The organism is Micromonospora globbae, assembly GCF_036184225.1.
GTDB lineage: Bacteria > Actinomycetota > Actinomycetes > Mycobacteriales > Micromonosporaceae > Micromonospora > Micromonospora globbae.
Window position 1 is genome coordinate 6,833,179 of record NZ_CP108084.1, and the last position, 23,616, is coordinate 6,856,794.

The window sequence follows — 23,616 nt, forward strand, 5'->3', positions numbered from 1 at the left end:
CCGTCACCTGGGACCCCCGCCTGATGACCGGCCGCGCGCCGGACGGGCCGGGGCTCCTGCGCAACTTCGTCGCCGGCGAGTTCGTCGCCGCCGGTCAGCGCTTCACGAAGGCCAGCCCGGTGACGGGCGAGCCGGTCTTCGAGGTCGTGGAGGCGGACGCGTCCGCTGTGGACGACGCCGTGGCGGCGGCCCGGGCGGCGCTGCGCGGCCCGTGGGGCCGCATGGGCGAGCGGGAACGCGCCGAGGTGCTGCGGCGGATCGCCGACGAGCTGGAGCGCCGCTTCGACGACCTGGTCACCGCCGAGGTGGCCGACACCGGCAAGTCCATCTCGCAGGCCCGTACGCTCGACATCCCGCGCGGCGCCGCCAACTTCCGGGCGTTCGCGGAGATCGTCGCCACGGCGCCCACCGAGTCGTTCACCACCGTCACGCCGGGCGGCGGCCGGGCGCTCAACTACGCCGTCCGCAAGCCGGTCGGGGTGGTGGCCGTCATCGTGCCGTGGAACCTGCCGCTGCTGCTGCTCACCTGGAAGGTGGCGCCCGCGCTGGCCTGCGGCAACACCGTCGTGGTCAAGCCCAGCGAGGAGACTCCGGCGTCGGCGACACTGCTCGCCGAGGTGATGGCCGCGGCCGGCGTGCCGGCGGGGGTGTTCAACCTCGTGCACGGCTTCGGGCCGGGTTCGGCGGGGGAGCACCTCACCCGGCACCCCGGCGTCGACGCGATCACGTTCACCGGCGAGTCGGCCACCGGCAGCGCCATCATGCGGGCCGCCGCGGACGGCGTGAAGGCGGTCAGCTTCGAGCTGGGCGGCAAGAACGCCGGGCTGGTGTTCGCCGACGCCGACCTGGAAGCGGCGGTGGCCGGGTCGGTGCGGTCCAGCTTCACCAACGGCGGCCAGGTCTGCCTGTGCACCGAACGCATCTACGTGCAGCGGCCGGTCTTCGACGAGTTCACGGCGCGGCTCGCGAAGCGGGCCGGTGAGCTGGCGTACGGGTGGCCGACCGACGAGGCCACCGCCACCATGCCGCTGATCTCGCACGGTCACCGGGCCAAGGTGCTGGGCCACTACGACCTCGCCCGCGCGGAGGGCGCGCAGGTGCTCACCGGGGGCGGCACGCCCCGCTTCGGAGACGCCCGCGACGGCGGCGCGTACGTGCAGCCCACCGTGCTGACCGGGCTCGGCCCGGACACCCGGACCAACCGGGAGGAGATCTTCGGCCCGGTCGTGCACGTGGCGCCGTTCGACGACGAGGACGAGGCGTACGCCCTCGCGAACGGCACCGAGTACGGTCTCGCGGCGACGGTGTGGACCCGGGACGTGGGTCGGGCGCACCGGGCCGGCGCCCGGCTCGACGCGGGCATCGTCTGGGTGAACACCTGGTTCCTGCGCGACCTGCGTACCCCGTTCGGCGGGGTGAAGGCGTCCGGCATCGGCCGCGAGGGCGGCGTGCACTCCCTGGACTTCTACTCCGAACTCACCAACGTCTGCGTGGACCTGTCATGACCGGCATCTCGATCGACCTCGAGGCGGCCAACCGCGAACTGGCCGAGGCCCGCACCAGCGGGAAACCCTGCCCGCCGTTACGCGGGCGGCTGCTGCCCGAGGGGGACGTCGAGTCGGCGTACCGGGTGCAGCAGCTCCAGACCCGCGCCTGGCAGGGCCGCGGCGAGCGCCGGGTGGGCGCGAAGATCGGGCTGACGTCCCGGGCCGTGCAGGAGAGCCTCGGCGTCTTCCAGCCGGACTTCGGGGTGCTCACCGACGCCATGGCGGTCGGCGACGGCGTCGAGGTGCCGATACGGCGGCTGCTCCAGCCCCGCGTGGAGGCGGAGGTGGCGTTCGTGCTCGGCGCGGACCTGACCGACGAGCGGGTCACCACGGCCGACCTGATCCGCGCGGTCGACCACCTGCTGCCGGCCATCGAGATCGTCGACTCCCGCATCGCCGGCTGGGACATCTCCATCGTGGACACCGTGGCGGACAACGCCTCCAGCGGGCTGTTCGTGCTCGGCACGACGCCCCGTCGCCTCGCCGACGTGGACCTGCGGCTGTGCGGCATGGTGCTGGAGCACGCGGGGGAGCCGGTGTCGGTGGGCGCCGGCGCCGCCTGCCTGGGCAACCCGCTGCACGCCCTGGAGTGGCTCGCGCGGACGCTGGCGCGCACCGGCGACCCGCTGCGGGCGGGTGACGTCGTGCTCTCCGGTGCGCTCGGTCCCATGGTGCCGGTCACGCCCGGCGCCGCGTACGAGGCGCGCATCTCCGGTCTCGGCTCGGTGCGCACCTGCTTCTCGAAGGAGGGTGAGCGATGAGCGTCGGGGTGGCGGTGCTCGGGTCCGGCAACATCGGCACCGACCTGATGATCAAGGTGCTCCGGCTCGGTGACCGGCTGCGGATGGTCGCGATGGCCGGCATCGACCCGGACTCCGACGGTCTGGCCCGGGCGCGCCGCCTCGGCGTGGCCACCACGGCCGACGGGGTGGACGGGCTCGTCGCCATGCCGGAGTTCGCCGACGTCGAGGTGGTCTTCGACGCCACCTCGGCCGGGGCGCACCGGCACAACGACGCGGTCCTGGCCGCGCACGGGCGGACGGTCGTCGACCTGACCCCGGCCGCGATCGGCCCGTACGTGGTGCCGCCGGTGAACCTCGACGAGCACCTGCACGAGCGCAACCTCAACATGGTCACCTGCGGCGGGCAGGCCACCGTGCCGATCGTCGCGGCCGTCGGCCGGGTCACCCCGGTGGCGTACGGGGAGATCGTCGCGTCGATCGCCTCGAAGTCGGCCGGCCCGGGCACCCGGGCCAACATCGACGAGTTCACCGAGACCACCGCCCGGGCCATCGAGGTGGTGGGCGGCGCCGAGCGGGGCAAGGCGATCATCGTGCTCAACCCCGCCGACCCGCCGCTGCTCATGCGGGACACCGTCTACTGCCTCTGCCCCGACGCCGACGCCGACACCGCGGCGGTCGCCGCCTCGGTGGCGGAGATGGTGGCGACCGTGCAGGAGTACGTGCCCGGCTACCGGCTCAAGCAGGACGTGCAGTTCGACCGGGTGGACACCTACCTGCCGTCGCTGGGCCGCCGCGTGTCCGGGCTGCTGGTCTCGGTCTTCCTGGAGGTCTCCGGCGCCGGGCACTACCTGCCCGCGTACGCCGGCAACCTGGACATCATGACCTCGGCCGCGCTGCGTACCGCGGAGCGGCTGGTGGCGCTGCGCGGCCAGGAGGTGACCGCGTGACCGACCTGTACATCCAGGACGTGACGCTGCGCGACGGCATGCACGCCATCGCCCACCGGTACACCGTCGACCAGGTCCGCACGATCGCCGCGGCGCTGGACGCGGCCGGGGTGGCCGCCATCGAGGTGGCGCACGGCGACGGGCTCGCCGGGTCGAGCGTCAACTACGGCCCCGGCGCGGCCAGCGACGCCGAGTGGATCGCCGCGGCGGCGGAGGTGCTCACGAGCGCGAAGCTCACCACCCTGCTGCTGCCGGGCATCGGCACCATCGCCGACCTGAAGGCCGCACGGGCGCTCGGCGTGACGAGCGTACGCATCGCCACCCACTGCACCGAGGCGGACATCGCGGCGCAGCACATCTCCTGGGCCCGGGAGAACGGCATGGACGTCTCCGGGTTCCTCATGATGTCGCACATGAACGACCCGGCCGGCCTCGCCGCCCAGGCCAAGCTCATGGAGTCGTACGGCGCGCACTGCGTCTACGTCACCGACTCCGGCGGCCGGCTGCTGATGTCCGACGTGGCGCAGCGGATCGACGCGTACCGGCAGGTGCTGGAGCCGGAGACGCAGATCGGCATCCACGCGCACCACAACCTGTCGCTCGGGGTGGCGAACAGCGTGGTCGCCGTCGAGCACGGGCGGATCCTCGGTGACGCGCCGGCCGGGCCGGACGCCCCGCACGGGCGGACGGTGCGGGTGGACGCCTCGCTGGCCGGCATGGGCGCGGGCGCCGGGAACGCGCCGCTGGAGGTGTTCGTGGCCGTCGCCGAGCTGCACGGCTGGAAGCACGGCTGCGACGTGTTCGCGCTCATGGACGCGGCCGACGACCTGGTGCGGCCGTTGCAGGACCGGCCGGTGCAGGTCGACCGGGAGACGCTCTCGCTCGGCTACGCCGGGGTGTACTCGAGCTTCCTGCGGCACGCCGAACGCGCCTCGGCGAAGTACGGCGTGGACGTCCGCTCGATCCTCGTCGAGCTGGGCCGCCGCCGGATGGTCGGCGGCCAGGAGGACATGATCGTCGACGTGGCGCTGGACCTGGCCGGCCGGCGCGACCAGGACCCGGCGGGCGACCAGCTCCCGGCGGGCGACCAGGACCCGGCGGGCGACCAGCTCCCGGTGGGCCGGGGCGACCGGGAGGAACGGGCATGATCGGACCGGACGTGGCGGGGATCGCCGAGAAGCTGGGCGCGGCCGCCGACACGGCCACGGCCATCGGCCAGCTCGCCGCCGAGACCGGCCTCGACGTCGACGCCGCGTACGCGGTGCAGACCGCGCTGCTGCAACGCCGGCTGGACCGGGGTGAGCGGCTCGTCGGGCTCAAGATGGGGCTCACCAGCCGGGCGAAGATGGCCCAGGTCGGCGTGGACGAGGTGATCTGGGGGCGGCTCACCGACGCGATGCGGGTGCCCGACGGGGGCGCGGTGGACGTCGGCGCGTACATCCATCCGCGGGTGGAACCGGAGGTGGCGTTCCTGCTGGACCGCCTGCCCGGCCCGGGCGAGCCGGTCGGCGACTTCACCGACGCGGTCCGCGCGGTCGCCCCGGCGATCGAGCTGATCGACTCCCGGTACGCCAACTTCACGTTCTCGCTGCCCGACGTGATCGCCGACAACACCTCGGCCGCCGCGTTCGTCATCGGCCCCTGGTCGCCCGTGCCGGACGGCCTGGACAACCTGGGTGTGCTGCTGGAGATCGACGGGCGGGTGGCCCAGGTGGGCTCGACGGCGGCGATCCTCGGCGACCCGCGCCGCGCGCTCGACGAGGGGATCCGGCTGGCGGGCCGGCACGGGGTCCGGCTGCGCGAGGGCTGGGTGTTCCTGGCCGGGGCCGCGACCGCCGCGGTGCCGCTGCGCCCCGGCGCGCACGTGCGGGCCGTCGTCGAGAAGCTCGGTGCCGCGTCGCTGCGGGCGGCGTCGTGACCCGCGCCGGGCGGCCTACCCCGCTGCGGGCGGTCGGGCCTGACGCCTCGACCCGGCCGCCGGCCCGCAACGCCGGGGGGCCCGCCGGGAACCTCGTCGTGGTCACCGTCCCCGCGTCGGAGGCCGGAGGTGGTCGACGTGGGTGACGGCGCGAAGGTGGTGCCGGGCAAGGCCGTGCCGCGCGGCGCGTTCCCGCACGTCAAGGTGGCCGGCGGGTTCGTCTTCGTCTCCGGTACGTCGTCCCGGCGGCCGGACAACACGTTCGCGGGCGTCGAGGTGGACGAGTTCGGCACGACCAACCTGGACATCCGGGTGCAGACGCGCGCCGTCATCGAGAACGTCCGGGACCTGCTGCGCTCGGTCGGCGCGGACCTGTCCGATCTCGTCCAGGTGACCACCTACCTCGTGAACATGAACGACTTCGGCGGCTACAACGAGGTGTGGGCGGAGTTCTTCGACGCCACCGGACCCACCCGGACCACGGTCGCCGTACACCAGTTGCCCCACCCGCACCTGCTCATCGAGATACAGGCCGTGGCCCTTCTTCCCTCAGGAGGTCAGTCGTGAGCGAGATCGCCGAGCCGTTCAGCTTTCCCGGGTGGATCGCCGAGAACCAGCACCTGCTCAAGCCTCCGGTCGGCAACAAGGAGATGCTGCCGGGCAGCGACGACTTCATCGTCATGGTGGTCGGCGGGCCGAACCAGCGCACCGACTTCCACGTCGACCCGTACGAGGAGTTCTTCTACCAGGTCAAGGGCAACATGCACGTCAACCTGATGCTGCCGGAGGGGCCGCGTACGGTCCACATCCGCGAGGGTCAGATGTGGATGCTGCCGCGCAACACCCCGCACTCGCCGCAGCGGCCGGAGGCCGGCTCGATCGGGATGGTGATCGAGCGGGTACGCGAGGAGGGCACGCTGGAGAAGTTCCAGTGGTACTGCCCCGAGTGCCACCACAAGGTGCACGAGGTCGAGCTCCAGGTCCGGGACATCGCGGCCGACCTGCCCCCGGTGTTCCAGGCGTTCTACGCCGACGAGAAGGCGCGCACCTGTGACAACTGCGGTGCGCTGCACCCGGGCAAGGGCTGATGGGCGCACCGGTGGTCGACGTGCACACGCACGTCGTACCCAGGGGATGGCCGGACCTCGCCGCGGCGTGCGGCGGGTCCGGCTGGCCGTGGCTGCGGATCGACTCCGAGCGCGCCGCCATGATCATGGTGGGGGAGACGGAGTTCCGGCCGGTCGGCGCCGAGTGCTGGGACGCGCCGACGCGGCTGGCCGACATGGACACCGACGGCGTGGACGTCCAGGTCGTCTCGCCCACACCGGTCTTCTTCAGCTACGACCGGCCCGCCGACCAGGCCGTGAAGGTCGCCCGCGTCTTCAACGACCTCACGCTGTCGGTGACCGCCGCCGGTGGCGGCCGGCTGGTCCCGTTCTGCCAGGTGCCGCTCCAGGACCCGGACGCCGCCTGCGCCGAGCTGGACCGGTGCCTCGCGGCCGGCCACGTCGGCGTGGAGATCGGCAACCACGTCGGCGACCGGGACCTCGACGACGCCGGGATCGTGCAGTTCCTGACCCACTGCGCGCAGGTGGGCGCCCCGGTCTTCGTCCACCCCTGGGACATGCCGGGCGGGCCGCGCCTGGACCGCTGGATGGCCCGCTGGCTCACCGGCATGCCGGCCGAGACGCACCTGTCGGTGCTGGCGCTGATCCTCGGCGGTGTCTTCGACCGCGTGCCCGACACGCTGCGGATCTGCTTTGCGCACGGCGGTGGCAGCTTCCCGTTCTGGCTCGGCCGCGCCGACAACGCCTGGCACCGTCGCGGCGACCTCGTCCGCGGCGCCTCCACGGCGCCGCCCAGCGCCTACGTCGACCGGTTCCTCGTCGACTCGGTCGTCTTCGACCCGGCGGCGCTGCGGCTGCTCGTGGACACCATGGGGGAGGACCGGGTGCTGCTCGGCAGCGACTACCCGTACCCGCTGGGGGAGCGGCCGGTCGGGCAGGTGGTCCGCAAGGCCGACTTCCTCACGCCGGACCAGCGGGAGAAGCTGCTGTCCCGCAACGCCCTGCGTTTCCTCGGCCGGTAGCGCGGCCCGGACGACGTGTCTTTCCCGCCGGCCGGCCCGCCGGCGGGCAGGATGGGGGCATGGCCGAGCCGCACGACCTGACCGCGCTGGAGCAGGCCGCCGCGATCGCCCGCGGCGAGCTGTCCAGCGTGGAACTGGTCGAGCATCACCTGCACCGGGTGGCGGCGCTCGGCGACACGGTGGGCGCGTTCGTGACCGTCACGCCCGACGCGGCCCGCGCGGCGGCCCGCGACGCCGACGCGGCGCCGGCGGACGGCCGCGGGCCGCTGCACGGCGTACCGACCGCGTTCAAGGACCTGACCCTGACCGCCGGTGTGCGGACGACCTTCGGTTCGGCGGCCTTCGCCGACTTCGTGCCGCCCGTCGACGCCGACGTGGTCCGGTTCATGCGGGCCGCCGGCATGGTCAGCCTCGGCAAGACCACCACGTCGGAGCTGGGCTGCTCGCTCTACTCGGAGGGCCTCGTGGCGCCGCCGGCCCGCAACCCGTGGGACCTCGCGTACACGGCGGGCGGGTCCAGCGGAGGCGCGGCCGCGGCCGTGGCGGCCGGGCTGGTGCCGGTGGCACAGGGCTCCGACGGCGGCGGGTCGGTGCGCATCCCCGCCGCACTCTGCGGCCTGGTCGGTTACAAGCCGAGCCGCGGCCTGGTGTCCGGCGGCCCCCTCGGGTTCGGCGCGTTCGGCCTGCCCACGCCCGGCCCGATCGGGCGTACGGTCACCGACGTCGCGGCCCTGCTCGACGTGATGGCCCAACCGGTGCCCGGGGAGCCCTACCTGCCGCCCGTCGCGCCGCCGGACGGCTACCTCGCCACCGCCCGCGCAGCCTCGCCGGGCCGGCTGCGGATCGGCCGGTTCACCACCCCCATGCTCGCCGAGGAACCGGTGCACCCGGACTGCGTCGCCGCCGTGGACCGCGCCGCCGCGCTGCTCGCCGCCGCGGGCCACGAGGTGGTCGACGTGCCCGCGCCGCTCGGGCCCGCGGCGTGGCCGCTGTTCGAGGTCGTCTGGTACGTCCTGGCGCTGTCCCCGGTGCCGCCCGAGCGGGAGAGCGAACTGCTGCCGCTCACCCGGTTCCTCCGGGCCCGGGGCGCACAGATCTCCGCCGGCACGCTCTCCGCCACGCTCGGCGAACTCCAGGCCCAGGTACGCCTCGGCGCCCGCCGCACCGCCGACTGCGACCTGCTGCTCTGCCCCACCCTGGCCGCACCGCAGGCGCCCGTCGGCTGGTTCACCGCCGACGGTGACCCGGAGGCGGATTTCGACCGCCAACGCCGTTTCTCCCCGTACTGTGCCATCTTCAACGTCACGGGCCAGCCGTCCGTATCGCTGCCGATCGGGACGACGGGGACCGGCCTGCCCGTGGGAGTGCTGCTCACCGGCCGGTACGGTGACGACGCGCGCCTGATCGCGACCGCTGCGGAACTCGAGAACTCCAGTGGCGGATGGGATCGCCACCCCGCGATCTGGCGGGCCGTGGACTCCGCTAACGTGAATGGCAGCGGAGTCGGGCGGTCGACGCCTTGAACCTGTCCACCCGACCTTGATGCCTGAGGTCTCTTCTTCCGCCTGGGGGCGTTGGGATTGTCTGTTACCGACACGTTGCTGGTCTACGTCGGCATCCCGGCGGCGGCCGTACTGGTGATCGGCGGCCTCGCGTACGCGGCCAGTCGTGGCAATGGTGGGCGCGGCGCGAAGCGCTACCGCCCGGGCCGGCCCTTCGACTTCACGCCGGTCTGGTTCCTGGCCCGCCCGGAGCACCTGGCCGACTCGGCCGGCACCGCCCTGGCAGCGGGCGCGCAGGCACCCGCGCTGACGAGCCGCAAGCAGGAGCAGGCCGGCCGCGAGGCGCCGGCCGGGGGAACCGGAGGCGCAAGTGACCGTTGGTGAGGTTCAGGCTGGCACGGGCAACCCGCCGGAGGTGCTGGACGGCCCGTTCTCGACCCGCCAGCTGCTGCGCATCGACGAGGCGCTCCGCCTCGCCGACCAGGGCACCGGCCTGGTCTTCTCGGTCTTCGTGGGCGGCCTCGACGAGCCCGTCCGGGAGCACGCCGAGCGGCTGCACCGCCAGCTCGCCGACCCGGACCGCTCCGTCCTGATCGCGGTCTCGCCCAACCAGCGACGCCTGGAGATCGTCACCGGCCGCCACGCGCGCAAGCGCATCCCGGACACGTACGCCAAGCTGGCGGCGCTCTCCATGGTGGCCTCCTTCGGCGGCGGCGACCTGGCCGGCGGCATCATCAGCGGCCTCGACCAGCTCGCCAGCCACGCCGGCCGGGGCTGACCCGCTCGCGTACGACGAAAGCCCGGCCCGCGCACACGCGGGCCGGGCTTTCGTCGTCCTGACGGGGCGGATCGACCGGCCAGGACCCGGCCCCCTGCCGGGCGCGGGTGCTCGGGTCCCGCTGGAACCGCGGGCGGGCCGTCGAGCGCACCGGCCGAGGCCCGGCGGCGGTCCGGCAGCGCCAAGGAACCGTGCGTCGGAGGCGACGCCGTCGCGTCCCCGCCGGACGAGGACGGCCCGGGCGGGTGCGGGCCTGCGCCCACGCCCGCCCGGGCCGCGTCCGATCCTTCGCGTCAGGCGCTGCGCGCGTCCCTCTCGCGGGCCCTGAGGGCGCGCACCACGCCGTCACGCCCCTCGGCCACCAGCCGGCGCAGCGGCGCCGGGTTGCCCTCGGCGGCCAACCAGGCGTCGCTGGCCGCCACGGTGTCCTCGTCCACCAGGTACGCCGGGTACGCCAGCTGGGCGAACTCCTGCGCGGGCTCGCTGTCGCGGCTGGCCCAGACCTGGCCCACCGCGGCGAAGTACCGCTCGCGGTACGGCGCCACCAGCTCGACCTGCGTCGGGTGGGTGAAGCCCTGGAGCAGGGCGCGGTGCCGCCAGTTCGGCAGCGCCTCCGGGCCGGTGAGCTGGGCCCACACGGCCGCCTTGTTCTCCGCGGTGGGCACCAGCGCGTGCACGTACGCGGCCTCCCGCTCGCCGCTCGCCGTCCGGTCACGGGCCAGCTCGGCGTCCACGTCGGCCGGCCCGGCCGCGCCGTTGGCCACGAGCGCGGCGAGCAGGCCCCAGCGCAGCTCGGTGTCGATCGTCAGCCCGTTCGGCACGTCCGTGCCGTCCAGCCAGCCCCGCAGGATCGCGAGGTCCTCGCTGGAACGGGCCGCCGAGGCGTACGCCCGGGCCCAGGCGAGCTGGAAGCCGCTGCCGGGCTCGGCGGCGGCGAGCGCGGCCTTCGCGGTGCGGGCCAGCTCCGCCCAGCCGGTCGGCGCCCAGGCCGGGTCGGCGTAGAAGGTGAGCGTGGTGGTGGCCTGCCGCAGCGTCGCCGTGACCAGGTTGATGTCGCCCTCGGCGGGCAGCCCGGCGAGCACCAGCGCCACGTAGTCGCGGGCGGCGAGTTCCGCGTCGCGGGTCATGTCCCAGGCGGCGGTCCAGCAGAGCGCCCGGGCCAGCGACGACTCGAAGCCCGCGATGTGCTGCACGACCGTGGACATCGACCGCTCGTCGAGGCGGAGCTTGGTGTACGTGAGGTCGTCGTCGTTGAGCAGCAGCACGTCGGCGGCCCGGACACCGGCCAGGTCGCCCAGCTCGGTCCGCTCCCCGGCGACGTCCACCTCCCACCGCTCCCGGCGCACCAGCCGGCCGTCGGTGAGGTCGTAGAGGCCCACACCGATGCGGTGGGTGCGCAGCGTCGGGTGCCCGGCCGGGGCCTCCTGCCGGACGACCACCTGCTCGTAGGTGCCGTCGGGGGCGATGGTCACCTCCGGCCGCAGCGTGTTGACCTGGGCGGTCTCCAGCCACTGGGCGGCGAACTTGCGCAGTTCCCGACCCGAGGCCGCCTCCAGCTCCGAGAGCAGGTCGTCGAACGTGGCGTTGCCCCAGGCGTACTTGCCGAAGTACGCCCGCAGGCCGGCCAGGAACGGCTCCTCACCGACGTACGCCACCAGTTGCTTGAGCACGCTCGCGCCCTTGGCGTACGTGATGCCGTCGAAGTTGACCTCGACGGCCTCCAGGTCGGGCATCTCGCAGTAGACGGGGTGGGTGGAGGAGAGCTGATCCTGCCGGTAGCCCCAGTTCTTGCGGATGGACAGGAACGTCGTCCAGGCCTCCCGGAACCGGGTCGCGTGGGTGTTGCACCAGTGGCTGGCCCACTCGGCGAACGACTCGTTGAGCCACAGGTCGTTCCACCAGCGCATGGTGACGAGGTCACCGAACCACATGTGGGCCATCTCGTGCAGGATCGTGTTGGCCCGCTGCTCGTACTCGAAGTCGGTCACCTGCGAGCGGAAGATGTAGTGCGACTCGGCGTGCGTGACGCAGCCGAAGTTCTCCATGGCGCCCGCGTTGAAGTCGGGCACCCAGAGCTGGTCGTACTTCGGCAGCGGGTAGCGGACGCCGAACTGCTCGTGGAAGAAGTCGAAGCCCTGCTTCGTGATGAGGAAGAGGTCGTCGGCGTCCATGTACTGCGCCATCGACGCCCGGCAGAAGACGCCCAGGTCGATGCCGTCGTGGCTGTCGCGCACCTCGTGGTACGGGCCGGCGCAGAGCGCCGTGATGTAGGTGCTCATGCGGACCGACTGCGCGAAGTGGACGGTCTTGAGGCCGTCGCCCGCCGGCTCCTCCCGCTCCACCGGCATGTTCGACACCACCCGCCAGTGCTCCGGCACCGTGGCGTGCCACGTGTAGACGCTCTTCAGGTCGGGCTGGTCGAAGCAGGCGAAGACCCGCTGCGCGTCGGCGGTCTCGAACTGGCTGTACAGGTACGTCTCACCGTCGACCGGGTCGACGGTGCGGTGCAGGCCCTGGCCGCTGCTCGAGTACGCGAAGTCGGCGTCGACCACGAGCGTGTTCTCGCCCTTGAGGTCGGTCAGGGCGAGCCCCTTCTCCGCCGACCAGCCGGACAGGTCCACGGGGGAGCCGTTGAGCGTGGCCGAGCGCACCGACTCGGCGGCCACCTCGATGAACGTGCTCGCGCCCGGTTCGGTGCAGCGGAACCGGACCTCGGTGGTGGACCGGAAGGTGCGACCCTCGGCCGCCTGCACGGCGGTCGACAGGTCCAGGCTGATGTCGTATCGGGTCACCTCGAGCAGGCGGGCTCGCTCGGTGGCCTCGACCTGCGTCAGGTTGCGCACTCCCGGCACTGTTGTCTCCATCCCATTCGCTTCACGCCGCGGCGGCGCCGCTCGCCGACCGGCTCGTGGTGGTCGGCCCGGAACGAGTCTTCCATGCAGCGGCAGCCCGCGGTGGCCGAGGTCACGCTCTCATTCCACTGCCGCTCCCCGCATCCCGGGGTGAAGATCGGGTGGGACGCCGCACGGTACGGCGTCAGCCGTCGTGGAGGGACCGCGCCGATGAGCGAACGCGTAGCCGTTGACATGTGGTTCGATCCGATCTGCCCGTGGGCCTGGATCACGTCCCGCTGGCTGCTGGAGGCCGAACGGGTCCGTGACCTGGACGTCCGGTTCCACGTCATGAGTCTGTCGGTGCTCAACGAGGGCCGCGACCTGCCCGAGGAGTACCAGGAGCTGATGCGGACCGGCTGGGGCCCGGTGCGGGTGTGCATCGCGGCCGAGCAGCGGTACGGCGGCGACGTGCTGCGCCGCCTCTACACGGCGCTCGGCACGCGCATCCACCTCGGCAAGGAGAACCGGGGCCCGGAGCTGTACGCCGCCGCCCTGACCGACGCCGGCCTGGACCCGGCGCTCGCCGCGGCCGCCGACAGCACCGAGTACGACGAGGCGCTGCGGGCCAGCCACGAGAAGGGCATGCGACCGGTCGGCCAGGACGTGGGCACCCCGGTCATCCACGCTCCCGGCCCGGACGGCGGCACCGTGGCCTTCTTCGGCCCGGTGATCACGCCGGCGCCGAAGGGTGAGGCGGCGGGGCGGCTGTGGGACGGTGTCCTGCTGGTCGCCGGCACGCCCGGCTTCTACGAGCTCAAGCGGACGCGGGAGCAGGACCCGATCTTCGACTGAGGTGCGGACAGGGGCCCCGTCGACGCGGTCGGTCGTAACAGGGGCCCCTGTTAACACCACGCCACGTACCGTCACCGCCCCGCCTCCGACCTCGTTTGGCCGGATGTCCGCCGCAGCCAGTCGCAACCCGCATCTCGCAGCTCGTGGAGGCATCCCGATGGCCAAGCACCGCCGCGTGTCCGGTGACGATCCGCTGAACCAGGAGGAGGCGGCCGAGACGGCCGCGTACTGGTCGGTCGACGACTCCCGCTGGCCGACGGTCCGGCCCGACCTGCCCACGGACGTGGCGGACCTGCTGGCCCCGCCGATCGTGGTGGGCGTCGCCCGGGTGGCGGCGACGTCCCGGCTGACCCCGCCCGGGGCCACCGCGGCGTCCGCCCGGCTGACCCCGCCCGGGGCCACCGCGGCGATGTCCCGGCTGACCCCGCCCGGGCCTACCGCGGCGCCCGCCCGGCGGAACCAGCCCCGCCCGGCGGCTCCGCCCGTCCCGGCCGCCCGCCCGGCGGGCCCGCCCGCGGCGGCCGCCCGTCCGGCGGCTCCGCCCACCCCGGCCGCCCGTCCGGTGCCCCCGCCCGTGTCGGCGACCTCCGGCGTCCGCCCGGTCCTTCCGTTCCCCCCGGGTGTCCGCCCGGCCGGGGCGCCGGTCGGCCGGCACCGCCGCTCGGCCGAGCAGAGCCGCTGAGCCCTCCGCACGATGACCGGACGTGCCGGGTCGCCGCTTTCACCTGGTGGACGGCGGCCCGGGTCCACGTCGCCGACCGGTACGGCGACGGTAGCGTCAGCGGGCATGACGGTCGTGCATCCGATCGCCCGGGCCTGGATCACCACTGGCGGCACCGGCGCGCAGAACTACGACGAGTTCGCCGACGACGCGGAGATCACCGCGATCATCGAGGCGAACCCGCACAGTGCCCTCGGCATCGAGATGCCGCACCGGGCGCCGGGCAGCCTCGGGAAGTCGTTCCTCGACGCGCTGCCCGACGCGGTCGCGCGGCTCGCCGAGGCGAAGGCCGACGGCAGCTACACCCCGGCCGAGCAGGTGGTCGTCCTCTACCGGATCACCGCGCCGGGGGAGGAGCCGGCGTACGGGCTCTTCGCGATGGTGGACACCGACCAGATCTCCACCCGCGCCGACGAGCCGGGCCTGGTGATCCGCAACGAGGACGTCTTCATCGCCAAGGTGCGAGAACGCGTCGCCCTGGCCGAGGCGCTCGGCCACCTGCTCTCCCCGGTGCTGCTGCTCCAGACCGGGCGGGGCGAGGAGCTGCACGAGGCGCTCGCCGCGGCGACCGAGTCCGCGGGCGCGCCCGCGGCCACCGACACCGACCAGGCCGGGCGGACGCACGCGATCTGGCTGGTCGGTCCCGGCCCCGAACAGGACCGGCTCACCACTCTCGCCGGGGGTGGCGAGCTGGTCGTCGCCGACGGCAACCACCGCAGCCTCGCCGCACAGACCGGCAACCTGCCGCGTTTCCTGGCGGTGGTCACCACGCCCCGGTCGGTCGCCATCCAGCCGTACAACCGGTTGGTGAGCGAGCTGACCACCAGCGGCGCCGAGCTGCTGGACCGGCTCCGCGCGGCCGGCGCGGAGGTCACCCCGATCGACGGCCCGGTCGAGGTCCCGGCCGCCGGCGGCACCGTCCACCTCCGGCTCCCCGGCCAGGGGTACGCCGTCCGGCTGCCCCACGTCGACGGTGGGCCGCTCGACAACCTCGACCACACCCTGGTCGAGCGCCTGCTGCTGCGCGACGCCCTCGGGCTCGACCCGGGTGACAAGCGGATCACGTACGTCGGCGGGGACTACCCGGCGAGCTGGCTGACGGGCGAGGTCGACGCGGGACGGGCCGAGCTGGCCATCCTCATCGCGCCGGTGACCGTCGACGACTTCGTGGCCGTCAACCTGGCCCGGGAGAAGATGCCGCGCAAGAGCACCTGGTTCACGCCGAAGGCGCGCGGCGGCCTGGTGGTCGCCGAGCTGGCCGGCTGACGCTGTGACGAATCGCCCCGGTGACGCCGCCCGCGCGTCGTCACCGGCGGCGGCCTGACAGACTGCGCGGTATGCGCGTCTACCTGGGATCCGACCACGCCGGCTACGAGCTGAAGGTGCACCTGGCCAGCTACCTGGCCAACCAGGGCTACGAGGTGGTGGACGTGGGGCCGCACGTGTTCGACCCCGACGACGACTACCCGGCCTTCTGCCTGCACACCGGTGACCGGGTGGTGGCCGACGCGGGCAGCCTCGGCGTGGTCATCGGCGGCTCCGGCAACGGCGAGCAGATCGCCGCGAACAAGATCGCGGGGGTGCGGGCGGCGCTCGCCTGGAGCGTCGAGACGGCGCAGCTGGCCCGCGAGCACAACGACGCCAACATCGTCGCCGTCGGGGCGCGCCAGCACACCCTGGACGAGGCGACCGCCATCGTCGAGGCGTTCCTCACCACGCCGTTCTCGGGCAACGACCGGCACGCGCGGCGCATCGGCCAGGTCGCCGCGTACGAGGCGAGCCGGCAGCTGCCGCCGCTGCCCTGACGGGTCACCGACGCGCCGGGTGACGTGTCGCGGGGCGAGAGTCAGTGGCGCGGGAGTCAGCGGGGCGAGCGGGGCAGTTCCTCGCGGGGCACCCAGTTGCGCCGTACGACGACCACGCGGGCCTCGGCCTCGGCTAGGTCCCGCTCGGTCGGTCGGGCGGCGTCCCGGGCCCGCAGGGCGGCGCTGAGCCCCACCTGTGACGAGCCCGAGCCGACGAGGCCGCGCAGCCCGCGCTCGCCGTCGCGCTCGTCGGCGGCCGGGCCGCGGCGTCGGGGCGGGTCGCCGTCGTGGACTCCGGACGTCGTGGCCGACCCGCCGGTGCCGCCCCGCCCGGGCCCGTCGTCGCCGTGGTGCCTCAGCCGTCGTCGCCGTCGCTCCGCATCGCCCACCCCCCGACCGTACCGCCCACCCCCGCCTCTCCCCGCGATCTTGCACTTTCGGCCCCAGGTTCGGGGCTTTTGTCCGGTACGCCGGGGCGTAAAGTGCAAGATCGCGGGCGGTGGTGCATTTGCCGGGTGGCTACCCTCGGACTCAGGCGGCGGTGAATGCCGCCGGTCAGGGGGAGGAGAGAGATGGCGGACCAGACCCAGCCCTGGGCGGAGCGGACCGTCGAGCCGGGCCAGACCCAGCCCTGGGCGGAGCGGACCGTCGAGCCGGACCAGACCCAGCCCTGGGCGGAGCGGACCGTCGAGGTGCCGCCGCGGCCCGGGGCCGTGCCCCAGCAGCGGGACGGCTTCCGCCGGGGCGTCGCCTCGGTCGGCCAGCCCCGGGCGCCGCGAACCGAGCCGTTCCCCGCCGTCGGGCAGGAACCGACCGGCATCGGCTGGCCGGGCGAGCCGGCACCGCGCCGGCCGATGAGCTGGCACCTGGCGCAGCTGCGGCGCGGTGGCGAGTGGAGCGCCGCGGGGGCGCTCTTCGCGTTCGTCTGCTGGGGGATCTGGGCGATCTCCGGGCAGGGGAACCTGACCGGACCGTTCCTGATCCTCGTGCTGAGCCTGCTGGTCGCGGTGGGCCTCTTCGCGCTTTCCCGGCTGGTCGGTCGCGTGATCCTCGAACGCCAGCTCGGCCGGGTCCGGCGCAGCGCCCGCGGCGCCCACCTGATCACGGCCGTCTTCCTGGTGGGGCTCGGCGTCGCCTGGTTGCAGCAGACCGACTGGGTGGTGTCGGCCTGGAACTGGATCACCGGCCACTGACGCCGCCCGGGAGCGACGCGAGAAGCTGACCGCGGGCGGGCGGGCCACGCCCGCCCGCCCGCGCCCGGTCGCGGAGTCGCCGCGACGTCGTCGTCCTCCACCAGGCTGGGCCGCTGCTTACCCGGACCGCCGCGGTTCATCCACGGCAGGAGACCGGGCACGCCGGCAACTGCGCGCGGTCAGTGCCCGCCGGCGCCGCCCTCCGCGTCGGCGCGCGGCGACGCCACGCGGGCGGCCGGGTCCTCGACGCCGGGCTCGCCGCCGCCGGGGGCCACCATCCCGTCGTACGTGTAGACGGTGCCGCCGTCGTCGTGCCGCTTCGTGGTGCGGATGTACCGGTGGATCATCCCGTCGATCTCCAGCTCCAGCAGGGCGCTGTCACCCGCGTCGTGGGTGCTGCCGTCCCGGGGGCCGCCGACGAGGTGCGCGGTGTCGTTCGTGTCCATGTCGATGCCGTACCCGGGCCGGGTCCGCGCAAAACGGACGCGGCCCGGGACCGGCCGGCCGGACGACCCGGCCGGCCCGCCCCGGGCACCCGGGTCTCGGGGCGGCGGCCCGTCAGCCCTCCTGGGCGGCGGCGTAGTCGCGGGCCACCCGGACCATCTCGACCAGCCCGCCGGCGTACTCCTGGGACTCGGCGTGCGCCTCCTCGAACGGCGGCTGGAAGCCGACGCCCTCCCACTGGCCGGTCTCGTCGTTCCAGCGGTCGTTGCCCACCTCGAAGTCCCACGCGAAGATCCCGAGCTCGTAGTAGAGCTCGTCGGCCGAGTTGCCGGCGGCCGAGTAGAGCACGTCGGCGACCGGACCGGTCTGCGACGGCCAGGTGACGGTGCCGCGTTCCTGCGCGATCGCGCCCACGATCCGCCGGGCGCTGTCCAGGAAGAGCTTCGACTCGTCGATCGACGGCCGCGGCAGGGTGACCCGCCCGTCGGCCTTGTACGCCCCCGGCGGCCACATGAAGTACCCGCCGTAGGAGTGCACGTTCATGGCGAACCGGATGTTGCGGTGCTCCCGGGCCAGCGCGATGACGTTGCGGCTCTCCGCCTCGGACAGCTCGCCGGAGCCGGCGTACGTGCCGGAGAGGCAGTTGCCGCTGCCGCCCACGTACCCGTCGAAGTACGAGCCGACCGTGTAGTTGCGGTTGAGGTCCACGCCCCACGCGTCCCGGTTGCGCGGGTCGCGGCTGGTCCCGGTGCAGTGGTTCACCAGGTTCTTGCGCTGGAAGTTGAAGTCGTGGAACGAGTAGTTCGCCCCGTCCGGGTTGACCGTCGGGATGACGAAGATGTCCACCTGCTCCAGCAGCTCGCGGGTGGCCGGGTCGGTGCGGGAGTTGGCGAGCATCCGCTCGGCGAACTCCAGCGTGACCAGCGGCGTGGCCCACTCCCGGGCGTGCTCCTGAAAGTACGCCAGGACGCCGATGCGCGACCCGTCGCGGTGCTTGCCGATGCGCAGCGCCTGCACCGTCCACGGCTTCGTGGGCACCTCGGCGCCCTCCAGCCCGTCGTCGAGGCGGACCGGTGCCACGACCGGCATGGGCAGCCCGGCGGAGCCGTCCTCGACGAACGCGCGGAACCGGTTCGGGAACCGGGCGTTGATGACGGCGGCGACGTCGTCGGTGGTGCTGACGACCGCGCCGGAGCGGTCGGTGGCGAGCGAGACGGTGAGCACCCGGTCCCGGTAGGTGGCGGTGAGCGGGCGGTTCCCCCGGCCGGGGTCGACGGTGCGCACCTGGACGCCGTTCATGCCCTGGTCACCGAAGCGCACCGACTCCACCACGACGGCCGCGACCGCGGGGTCGCCGAGGTACGCGGTGGCGGTCCGCCGGTAGCCCTGCGTCTTGTACGGCAGGTCGATGACGTCCACCAGGCCGCGGTACTGGCGGGCCAGCCGCTTGATCCGGGCCTGGATGTCCACGGGCGTCAGGTACGCGTCGATGAAGTCCTTCTGGTAGCCCTCCGGCAGCGGCGGCGGAGCGGCGTTCGGCCACAGCGCCGGCGTGACCGGCCGGCTCACCCCGCCGAGGCTGGAGGTGGCCGTCACCTGCACCGGCCGGCTCGGCACCGGCACGGGGAGCGCGTAGTGGTACTGGTACTCGCCCGAGTCCTCGAACCGGGTCAGCGGGAACGAGCCGGTGGCGCCGTCGGCGGCGCGCCAGCTCACCGTGATCTCGACGTCCGGGTCGTCGGTGGCGGTCGTCGCCACCTGGGTCTGCACGAACGTCCGGCCACCGGTGGTCCACCAGTACGCCTGGAGGAACTGGAGGGTGTCCACGGCCGTCGCGGCGCTCGTCGTGCGCTGCCCCGCGGCCGGGGCGCGGAGTCCCGCCGCCGTACGGGCCTGCGCGGCGCGGACGCTCTCCGCGAAGTGCCGGGCCCCGTCGCCGGCGCGCTGCACCACCTGGACGGCGGTGGCCCCCTGCGCGGTCAGCTCGGCGAGCTGGGCGCCGGTCAGCACCAGGTCCGCGAGGATCCGCCCGTCGGCGGACCGGGGGCGGTTGGCGAGGTCCGCTCCGCGGGCCACGAGCTGGTCGAGCTGCGCCTGGTCCCGCAGCTGCACCCGGACCAGCGCCGTCTCGTCGCCGGCCAGGGTGACCGCGGGCCGGGGCGCGGGGGCCGGCGCGGCGGCGCCGGAACCGGAATGGGACAGGACCGCGCTGATCAGGATCGCTGTGGTGGCGGCGGCCGTCCACCGTCGTCGGACGATCATGTGCCCTCCTGACGGACGTCGATGTCTCCGGCCCTCCACACCAGTCCACGGATCGATTTCTGTCAAGAAGGCTTCCCGTGGTGCGCCGGTGTTTGGCCCGGCGGGGCCCCGGGAACCCGGCGGGGCCGGGGAGGCCGGGAAGCCGGCGGGCCTGGTGGGGCCCGGGAATCCGGCGGCGCCGGGAGGCCGGGAACCGGCCCGGTTCGCCGCCGGCCGCTCGGGCCGGCAACGCCGCCGATCACGTCACAGGCCGGGAGGACGCCGTGGCACTGCCGACCCGGGAGGACGGGCGCGTGACGCCGGTCGTCGCCAACGACCGCGTCTGCACGGGGGTCACCACCGTCGACGGGCGCATCTTCGTGAGCTTCCCCGGAGCGGACGAGCCCGGGGTGCAGGTCGCCGAGGCGCTGCCGGACGGTCGGCGGGTGCCGTGGCCGGACGAGTCGTGGAACGCCGTCCACGACGAGCCCCGCCCCGACGGCGCGTACGTGCACGTCAACGGCCTGCGCGCCGGCCCGGACGGCCGGTTGTGGATCGTCGACTCCGGCGCGCCCGGGCTCGGCCGGCCGCAGGTGCCCGGTGGGGCCCGGCTGATCGTCACGGACCCCGGCTCCCGCGAGGTGACCCGGATCTACGACCTCAAGGTGGCCGTCAGGGAGCACAGCTACGTCGACGACGTACGGTTCAACGGCGGCACGGCGTACCTCACCGACGCGGGCGTGGGCGGCCTCATCGTCCTCGACCTGGCCTCCGGGCGGGCCCGCCGGGTGCTCGACGGGCATCCCAGCACGCGGGGGCGGCCGCTGGTCGCCGACGGGGAGGTGCTGCGCGGCCCCGACGGCGCCGAGGTCGTGCTGCACGTCGACCAGCTCGAGGTGTCGCCCGACGGGCGGTACCTGTACTACCAGCCGGCCTCCGGCGGCCTGTCCCGCATCGAGACGCGGTGGCTCGACGACCCGTCGGTCACCCCCGCGACGGTGGCCGCGCACGTCGAACCCTGGCTCGACACCCCGACGACCGGCGGAACGGCCATCGACGCGGCGGGCACCATCTACCTCGCCGACGCCGAGCGGCGGCGGATCCTCACCGTCTCACCGGAGCGCGAGGTGGCGACGCTGGTGGCCGACCCCCGCCTGGCCTGGGTGGACGCGATGTGGGTGGACGCCGACGGCGACCTCTGGATGCCGGCGGCCCAGCTGCACCGGACCCCCGGGCTCGCCCGCGGAGAGCAGCGCGTCGAGTACCCGGTCTGGATCTACCGGATGAGCGTCGGCGTCCCGCCCGCGCCCAACGACCACGCCTGAGCCGGGCGCCGGCGGCGCGGCCCGGGTCAGCCGCGCGACGTGGCCTGCGCGGACCGGCCGGCGAGCCACTCCTCGCGGGTGATCGCGTACTCGACCTCGCCCTGCTCGGTGCCCGGCAGCGGGTCGTCGAAGTCCTGGTGGAACGTGCGGACGTACCGCAGCCCGACCGAGGCCATCGTGGCCCGTGACGGCGTGTTCACCGTCATCGTCTCGGCGAAGATCCGGGTCAGGCCGAGATCCTCGAAGCCGTGCCGGATCAGCTCGCGCGCCCCCTCGCTCGCCAGCCCGCGACGCCAGTACCGGCGCAGGAGCCGGTAGCCGAGCTCGGCCTGCCCCTGGACGGGCCCCTGGTCGGGGCGCTGCGGCGGTTCGAGGATCCACCAGCCCACGAAGTCGGAGTCCACGAAACCGGCCCAGAAACCCAGGCCGGGCACCTGGTCCGCGACCGCGAGCCGGCGGCGGTGGAACTCCTCGACCTCCGCCCGGGTACGCGCCGGGCCGAGGTACCGCATCACCTCGGGGTCGGCGTCGAGTTCGACCTCGTGGTCGAGGTGCTCGTCGGCGAGCGGCACCAGTCGGATCCGGGCGGTGTGCAACGTGGCCTGGGACATGGGCGGGATTCTCACCCGCCGGTCGCGCATGGTCAGCCGAATATCGCCCGGCCGGGCGGCCCATATTGCGGTGCCGCCGGCGCCGGCGCTGCCTACCATGCCGTCCATGGTCCCTGAGCACTGGATTCCCCACCGACGGCAGGACGACGGTGAACTGCTCGGCTACCTCGTGCCGGTGGAGGAGGGCGTCTTCGCGCCGGTGACGGTCTTCGGCCACCCGCTCGGCGAGGCCGGCGACCGGGAGGACGTGGAACGCACGCTGGACGCGGTCGGCCTGAGCTACCTCGCCGACCGGTGGATGCTCCAGCTGCCGGAGCGCGACGAGCCCATCGCGGTGCAGCTCGTGGAGGCGAGCCCCGAGCGCCTCGTGGTGCAGAACGTCGACTTCGGCTACGAGGGTGACTACGGGAAGCGCTTCCACCTCGACGTACCCGAAACCGGGCGGCTGCGCCGCGCCTGACCGCCACCGCGCGACGTGGGGGCCGCCGCTATCGTCGCGGCATGCCGGAGCTGATCGCGCCGACCGTACGCCTGCACGCCGCCTGGCTCGCGGCGCACCGGGAGTGGGGCCCGGGCCTGCACGAGGACGGTTTCGGGCTGCGGCCCTCCGACGAGGTGACCTCGCCCGCCGGGTTCGCGGCGTGGGTGGCCCGGCTGACGGACCAGTCGGACCCGGCGAAGCCCCTCGACGGTCGCGTGCGGTGCACGTACCGGTGGATCGTCGAGGGGGACGAGGTGCTCGGCGGGATCGCGCTGCGGCACGAACTCGACGACTTCCTGCTGCGCGTCGGCGGCCACATCGGCTACGGCGTCCGGCCGTCCGCCCGCCGGCGCGGGATCGCGAGCTGGGCGCTCGGCCGGATGCTCGACGAGGCGCGGCGGCTCGGCCTGGACCGGGTGCTCGTCACGTGCGAGGTCGACAACGCCGCCTCAGCACGGACGATCATGCGCAACGGCGGCGTGCTGGAGGACATCCGGGACACCGAACTCGGCACCGTGCGGCGCTACTGGATCACGCTCTGAACAGCGTCCGGTCGCCTCGGCGAGCATCGGATCATCGTGCCGTCTGCCGCTGTCGTCGTGGTTCCGCTCGACGGGCGGTGGACGGCGGAGACCCGTGGGGGAGGATCTCCTCCTCGGGCTGCTGGCAGCCCTGGTGGTGCTTCGTGGGTGGAGCGGGCGACGGGAATCGAACCCGCACCGTCAGTTTGGAAGAGCGTGCTCAACCGGTCGTGATGCCCGAAACGCCTGCGGCCGGCGGCAGAGCCGAATGCCGCTCGTGCCCGCTCATGACCGCTGCGTGCCACGGTTACTGGCCCGTGGATGGCCCGCGCTACCTAATCTCCATGGGTTGGCCGTCGTGATCAGCCTGCAACTTGAGGTCATCCGGAGTGAGCGAGAAGAGGACCAGGTCGACGCGGCCGGCGTGGGTGAAGCCGGCATTGCGCATGATGCCTTCGCGTTGCAGGCCAGCCTTGAGAGCGGTCCTCTGTGAGGCCAGGTTACCGGTGGCGGCCTTGAGTTCCATGCGCTGGAAGCCGTGGTCAACCAGTAGCCAGTGACCGACGCTCCGCGTGGCTTCGGCCGCGATGCCTCGGCCGCGAGCCCAGGGAGCAACCGAGTAACCGACCTCGCTGACCAGGCCGTGCCAGTCGGTCTTCTTCAACCCGACGGTGCCGAGGAGGCGGTCTGTGTCCGCGTCGACGATCGCGAAGTGGATCCCGTCTCCGGTCTCCCGGAGGGAATGGGAGATCTTGGTGCACCAGTCAGCGGAATCCTGGCGGGTGTAGGGCTGGGGCAGGGGGAGCCACTGCTGGATGAGCGGGTCCGCGCAAGCGATCTGGTTCTCCTCGATGTCGCTTGCGGAGAAGGGCCTCAGCAAGAGATCAGCCGCTAGCAGGCGGGTCTCGGGGAAGGCGGTCATTCCTCCTGGCCTCCGGCTGATCCTCTGCGTGCGGCTGACCCTAGCAGGTGCTAAACATCCCGTGTGGGGGGTAGCGGATCTCCTCGTCGGGCAGTCGTAGACCGTCCAGCCTCCCCGGGCGGGGACAAGGTGGAGCGCCCAA

25 protein-coding genes are annotated in these 23,616 nt (G+C 73.8%); 19 read left to right on the forward strand and 6 right to left on the reverse strand.

Annotated features, from left to right (window positions below):
* The first annotated feature begins 23 nt into the window (after positions 1-23).
* The 11 genes from OG994_RS31330 (at position 24) to OG994_RS31380 (ending at position 9,524) form a co-directional block, all read left to right on the forward strand.
* Positions 24-1,505 (forward strand): 2-hydroxymuconic semialdehyde dehydrogenase, encoded by a 1,482-nt coding sequence (locus tag OG994_RS31330; protein ID WP_328853844.1) that lies wholly within the window; start codon positions 24-26, stop codon positions 1,503-1,505.
* A complete protein-coding gene (locus OG994_RS31335) occupies positions 1,502-2,308 on the forward strand; it encodes a 2-keto-4-pentenoate hydratase (RefSeq protein ID WP_396844420.1) in 807 nt (268 codons plus the stop codon). Before OG994_RS31330 ends, OG994_RS31335 begins: the two co-directional genes overlap by 4 nt.
* Positions 2,305-3,237, forward strand: coding sequence for an acetaldehyde dehydrogenase (acetylating) (locus OG994_RS31340; RefSeq protein WP_120331746.1), 933 nt, complete (start codon positions 2,305-2,307; stop codon positions 3,235-3,237). Before OG994_RS31335 ends, OG994_RS31340 begins: the two co-directional genes overlap by 4 nt.
* Positions 3,234-4,385: a 4-hydroxy-2-oxovalerate aldolase gene (gene dmpG, locus OG994_RS31345; RefSeq protein WP_328851807.1), complete on the forward strand. Its 1,152-nt coding sequence runs from the start codon at positions 3,234-3,236 to the stop codon at positions 4,383-4,385. The genes OG994_RS31340 and dmpG overlap by 4 nt, the downstream gene beginning before the upstream one ends.
* Positions 4,382-5,155 carry a 2-keto-4-pentenoate hydratase gene (locus tag OG994_RS31350; protein ID WP_120331747.1) on the forward strand — a complete coding sequence of 258 codons (774 nt, stop codon included), beginning with the start codon at positions 4,382-4,384 and terminating at the stop codon, positions 5,153-5,155. Before dmpG ends, OG994_RS31350 begins: the two co-directional genes overlap by 4 nt.
* Before the next feature lie 138 nt (positions 5,156-5,293).
* A complete protein-coding gene (locus tag OG994_RS31355) occupies positions 5,294-5,722 on the forward strand; it encodes a RidA family protein (protein WP_120331775.1) in 429 nt (142 codons plus the stop codon).
* Positions 5,719-6,243 carry a 3-hydroxyanthranilate 3,4-dioxygenase gene (locus tag OG994_RS31360; RefSeq protein WP_120331748.1) on the forward strand — a complete coding sequence of 175 codons (525 nt, stop codon included), beginning with the start codon at positions 5,719-5,721 and terminating at the stop codon, positions 6,241-6,243. The genes OG994_RS31355 and OG994_RS31360 overlap by 4 nt, the downstream gene beginning before the upstream one ends.
* Entirely contained in the window at positions 6,243-7,244 is a 1,002-nt protein-coding gene (locus OG994_RS31365; RefSeq protein ID WP_120331749.1) for an amidohydrolase family protein, read from the forward strand. Before OG994_RS31360 ends, OG994_RS31365 begins: the two co-directional genes overlap by 1 nt.
* Positions 7,245-7,303: 59 nt before the next feature.
* Positions 7,304-8,767 (forward strand): amidase, encoded by a 1,464-nt coding sequence (locus OG994_RS31370; RefSeq protein ID WP_120331750.1) that lies wholly within the window; start codon positions 7,304-7,306, stop codon positions 8,765-8,767.
* Positions 8,768-8,824: 57 nt separating this feature from the next.
* Positions 8,825-9,130 carry an aa3-type cytochrome oxidase subunit CtaJ gene (gene ctaJ / locus OG994_RS31375; RefSeq protein WP_435870841.1) on the forward strand — a complete coding sequence of 102 codons (306 nt, stop codon included), beginning with the start codon at positions 8,825-8,827 and terminating at the stop codon, positions 9,128-9,130.
* The gene (locus tag OG994_RS31380) at positions 9,117-9,524 is read left to right on the forward strand and encodes a DUF5130 family protein (RefSeq protein ID WP_120331752.1); all 408 of its coding nucleotides are present in this window, start codon (positions 9,117-9,119) and stop codon (positions 9,522-9,524) included. The genes ctaJ and OG994_RS31380 overlap by 14 nt, the downstream gene beginning before the upstream one ends.
* 293 nt (positions 9,525-9,817) lie before the next feature.
* Here the strand turns inward: OG994_RS31380 and pepN are convergent, their stop codons facing one another.
* Positions 9,818-12,367 carry an aminopeptidase N gene (pepN, locus tag OG994_RS31385; protein WP_328851808.1) on the reverse strand — a complete coding sequence of 850 codons (2,550 nt, stop codon included), beginning with the start codon at positions 12,365-12,367 and terminating at the stop codon, positions 9,818-9,820.
* Positions 12,368-12,586: 219 nt separating this feature from the next.
* Here pepN and OG994_RS31390 point away from each other — a divergent pair, with 219 nt between their 5' ends.
* The 4 genes from OG994_RS31390 (at position 12,587) to OG994_RS31405 (ending at position 15,736) form a co-directional block, all read left to right on the forward strand.
* Positions 12,587-13,210 carry a mycothiol-dependent nitroreductase Rv2466c family protein gene (locus OG994_RS31390; protein ID WP_120331776.1) on the forward strand — a complete coding sequence of 208 codons (624 nt, stop codon included), beginning with the start codon at positions 12,587-12,589 and terminating at the stop codon, positions 13,208-13,210.
* Positions 13,211-13,367: 157 nt separating this feature from the next.
* Positions 13,368-13,892 (forward strand): hypothetical protein, encoded by a 525-nt coding sequence (locus OG994_RS31395; RefSeq protein WP_328851809.1) that lies wholly within the window; start codon positions 13,368-13,370, stop codon positions 13,890-13,892.
* Positions 13,893-13,997: 105 nt separating this feature from the next.
* Positions 13,998-15,197, forward strand: a complete 1,200-nt coding sequence (locus OG994_RS31400) for a DUF1015 family protein (protein ID WP_328851810.1) — start codon at positions 13,998-14,000, stop codon at positions 15,195-15,197.
* Positions 15,198-15,268: 71 nt separating this feature from the next.
* Positions 15,269-15,736, forward strand: coding sequence for a ribose-5-phosphate isomerase (locus OG994_RS31405; RefSeq protein WP_328851811.1), 468 nt, complete (start codon positions 15,269-15,271; stop codon positions 15,734-15,736).
* 56 nt (positions 15,737-15,792) lie between these two features.
* On the opposite strand, the gene OG994_RS31410 is transcribed toward OG994_RS31405, so the two are convergent.
* Positions 15,793-16,125, reverse strand: a complete 333-nt coding sequence (locus tag OG994_RS31410; RefSeq protein ID WP_120331756.1) for a hypothetical protein — start codon at positions 16,123-16,125, stop codon at positions 15,793-15,795.
* 183 nt (positions 16,126-16,308) lie between these two features.
* Between OG994_RS31410 and OG994_RS31415 the strand changes: the two genes are divergently transcribed.
* Complete coding sequence (locus OG994_RS31415) at positions 16,309-16,929, forward strand: hypothetical protein (RefSeq protein ID WP_328851812.1); 621 nt, start codon at positions 16,309-16,311, stop codon at positions 16,927-16,929.
* A 179-nt stretch (positions 16,930-17,108) separates the two neighbouring features.
* Here OG994_RS31415 and OG994_RS31420 read toward each other — a convergent pair whose 3' ends face one another.
* Together OG994_RS31420 and OG994_RS31425 are read right to left on the reverse strand one after the other, a co-directional pair.
* Positions 17,109-17,375 carry a hypothetical protein gene (locus tag OG994_RS31420; protein WP_120331758.1) on the reverse strand — a complete coding sequence of 89 codons (267 nt, stop codon included), beginning with the start codon at positions 17,373-17,375 and terminating at the stop codon, positions 17,109-17,111.
* A gap of 112 nt (positions 17,376-17,487) precedes the next feature.
* Positions 17,488-19,635 (reverse strand): M14 family metallopeptidase, encoded by a 2,148-nt coding sequence (locus OG994_RS31425; RefSeq protein WP_328851813.1) that lies wholly within the window; start codon positions 19,633-19,635, stop codon positions 17,488-17,490.
* 263 nt (positions 19,636-19,898) lie between these two features.
* Here OG994_RS31425 and OG994_RS31430 point away from each other — a divergent pair, with 263 nt between their 5' ends.
* Positions 19,899-20,939 (forward strand): SMP-30/gluconolactonase/LRE family protein, encoded by a 1,041-nt coding sequence (locus OG994_RS31430; protein WP_328851814.1) that lies wholly within the window; start codon positions 19,899-19,901, stop codon positions 20,937-20,939.
* Positions 20,940-20,965: 26 nt separating this feature from the next.
* On the opposite strand, the gene OG994_RS31435 is transcribed toward OG994_RS31430, so the two are convergent.
* Entirely contained in the window at positions 20,966-21,550 is a 585-nt protein-coding gene (locus tag OG994_RS31435) for a GNAT family N-acetyltransferase (protein ID WP_120331761.1), read from the reverse strand.
* Between the two features lie 106 nt (positions 21,551-21,656).
* Here OG994_RS31435 and OG994_RS31440 point away from each other — a divergent pair, with 106 nt between their 5' ends.
* Entirely contained in the window at positions 21,657-22,010 is a 354-nt protein-coding gene (locus tag OG994_RS31440; RefSeq protein ID WP_328851815.1) for a hypothetical protein, read from the forward strand.
* Between the two features lie 41 nt (positions 22,011-22,051).
* Positions 22,052-22,573, forward strand: coding sequence for a GNAT family N-acetyltransferase (locus tag OG994_RS31445; RefSeq protein WP_120331762.1), 522 nt, complete (start codon positions 22,052-22,054; stop codon positions 22,571-22,573).
* A 310-nt stretch (positions 22,574-22,883) separates the two neighbouring features.
* Here the strand turns inward: OG994_RS31445 and OG994_RS31450 are convergent, their stop codons facing one another.
* The gene (locus OG994_RS31450) at positions 22,884-23,474 is read right to left on the reverse strand and encodes a GNAT family N-acetyltransferase (RefSeq protein WP_328851816.1); all 591 of its coding nucleotides are present in this window, start codon (positions 23,472-23,474) and stop codon (positions 22,884-22,886) included.
* Positions 23,475-23,616 lie beyond the last annotated feature (142 nt).

Coding starts and splice junctions, on each gene's coding strand:
- OG994_RS31330 (WP_328853844.1), top strand. CDS start 24: ATGACCGGCCGCGCGCCGGACGGGCCGGGGCTCCTGCGCAACTTCGTC.
- OG994_RS31335 (WP_396844420.1), top strand. CDS start 1,502: ATGACCGGCATCTCGATCGACCTCGAGGCGGCCAACCGCGAACTGGCC.
- OG994_RS31340 (WP_120331746.1), top strand. CDS start 2,305: ATGAGCGTCGGGGTGGCGGTGCTCGGGTCCGGCAACATCGGCACCGAC.
- OG994_RS31350 (WP_120331747.1), top strand. CDS start 4,382: ATGATCGGACCGGACGTGGCGGGGATCGCCGAGAAGCTGGGCGCGGCC.
- OG994_RS31365 (WP_120331749.1), top strand. CDS start 6,243: ATGGGCGCACCGGTGGTCGACGTGCACACGCACGTCGTACCCAGGGGA.
- OG994_RS31370 (WP_120331750.1), top strand. CDS start 7,304: ATGGCCGAGCCGCACGACCTGACCGCGCTGGAGCAGGCCGCCGCGATC.
- OG994_RS31390 (WP_120331776.1), top strand. CDS start 12,587: ATGAGCGAACGCGTAGCCGTTGACATGTGGTTCGATCCGATCTGCCCG.
- OG994_RS31395 (WP_328851809.1), top strand. CDS start 13,368: ATGGCCAAGCACCGCCGCGTGTCCGGTGACGATCCGCTGAACCAGGAG.
- OG994_RS31400 (WP_328851810.1), top strand. CDS start 13,998: ATGACGGTCGTGCATCCGATCGCCCGGGCCTGGATCACCACTGGCGGC.
- OG994_RS31405 (WP_328851811.1), top strand. CDS start 15,269: ATGCGCGTCTACCTGGGATCCGACCACGCCGGCTACGAGCTGAAGGTG.
- OG994_RS31415 (WP_328851812.1), top strand. CDS start 16,309: ATGGCGGACCAGACCCAGCCCTGGGCGGAGCGGACCGTCGAGCCGGGC.
- OG994_RS31420 (WP_120331758.1), bottom strand. CDS start 17,375: ATGGACACGAACGACACCGCGCACCTCGTCGGCGGCCCCCGGGACGGC.
- OG994_RS31425 (WP_328851813.1), bottom strand. CDS start 19,635: ATGATCGTCCGACGACGGTGGACGGCCGCCGCCACCACAGCGATCCTG.
- OG994_RS31435 (WP_120331761.1), bottom strand. CDS start 21,550: ATGTCCCAGGCCACGTTGCACACCGCCCGGATCCGACTGGTGCCGCTC.
- OG994_RS31440 (WP_328851815.1), top strand. CDS start 21,657: ATGGTCCCTGAGCACTGGATTCCCCACCGACGGCAGGACGACGGTGAA.
- OG994_RS31445 (WP_120331762.1), top strand. CDS start 22,052: ATGCCGGAGCTGATCGCGCCGACCGTACGCCTGCACGCCGCCTGGCTC.
- OG994_RS31450 (WP_328851816.1), bottom strand. CDS start 23,474: ATGACCGCCTTCCCCGAGACCCGCCTGCTAGCGGCTGATCTCTTGCTG.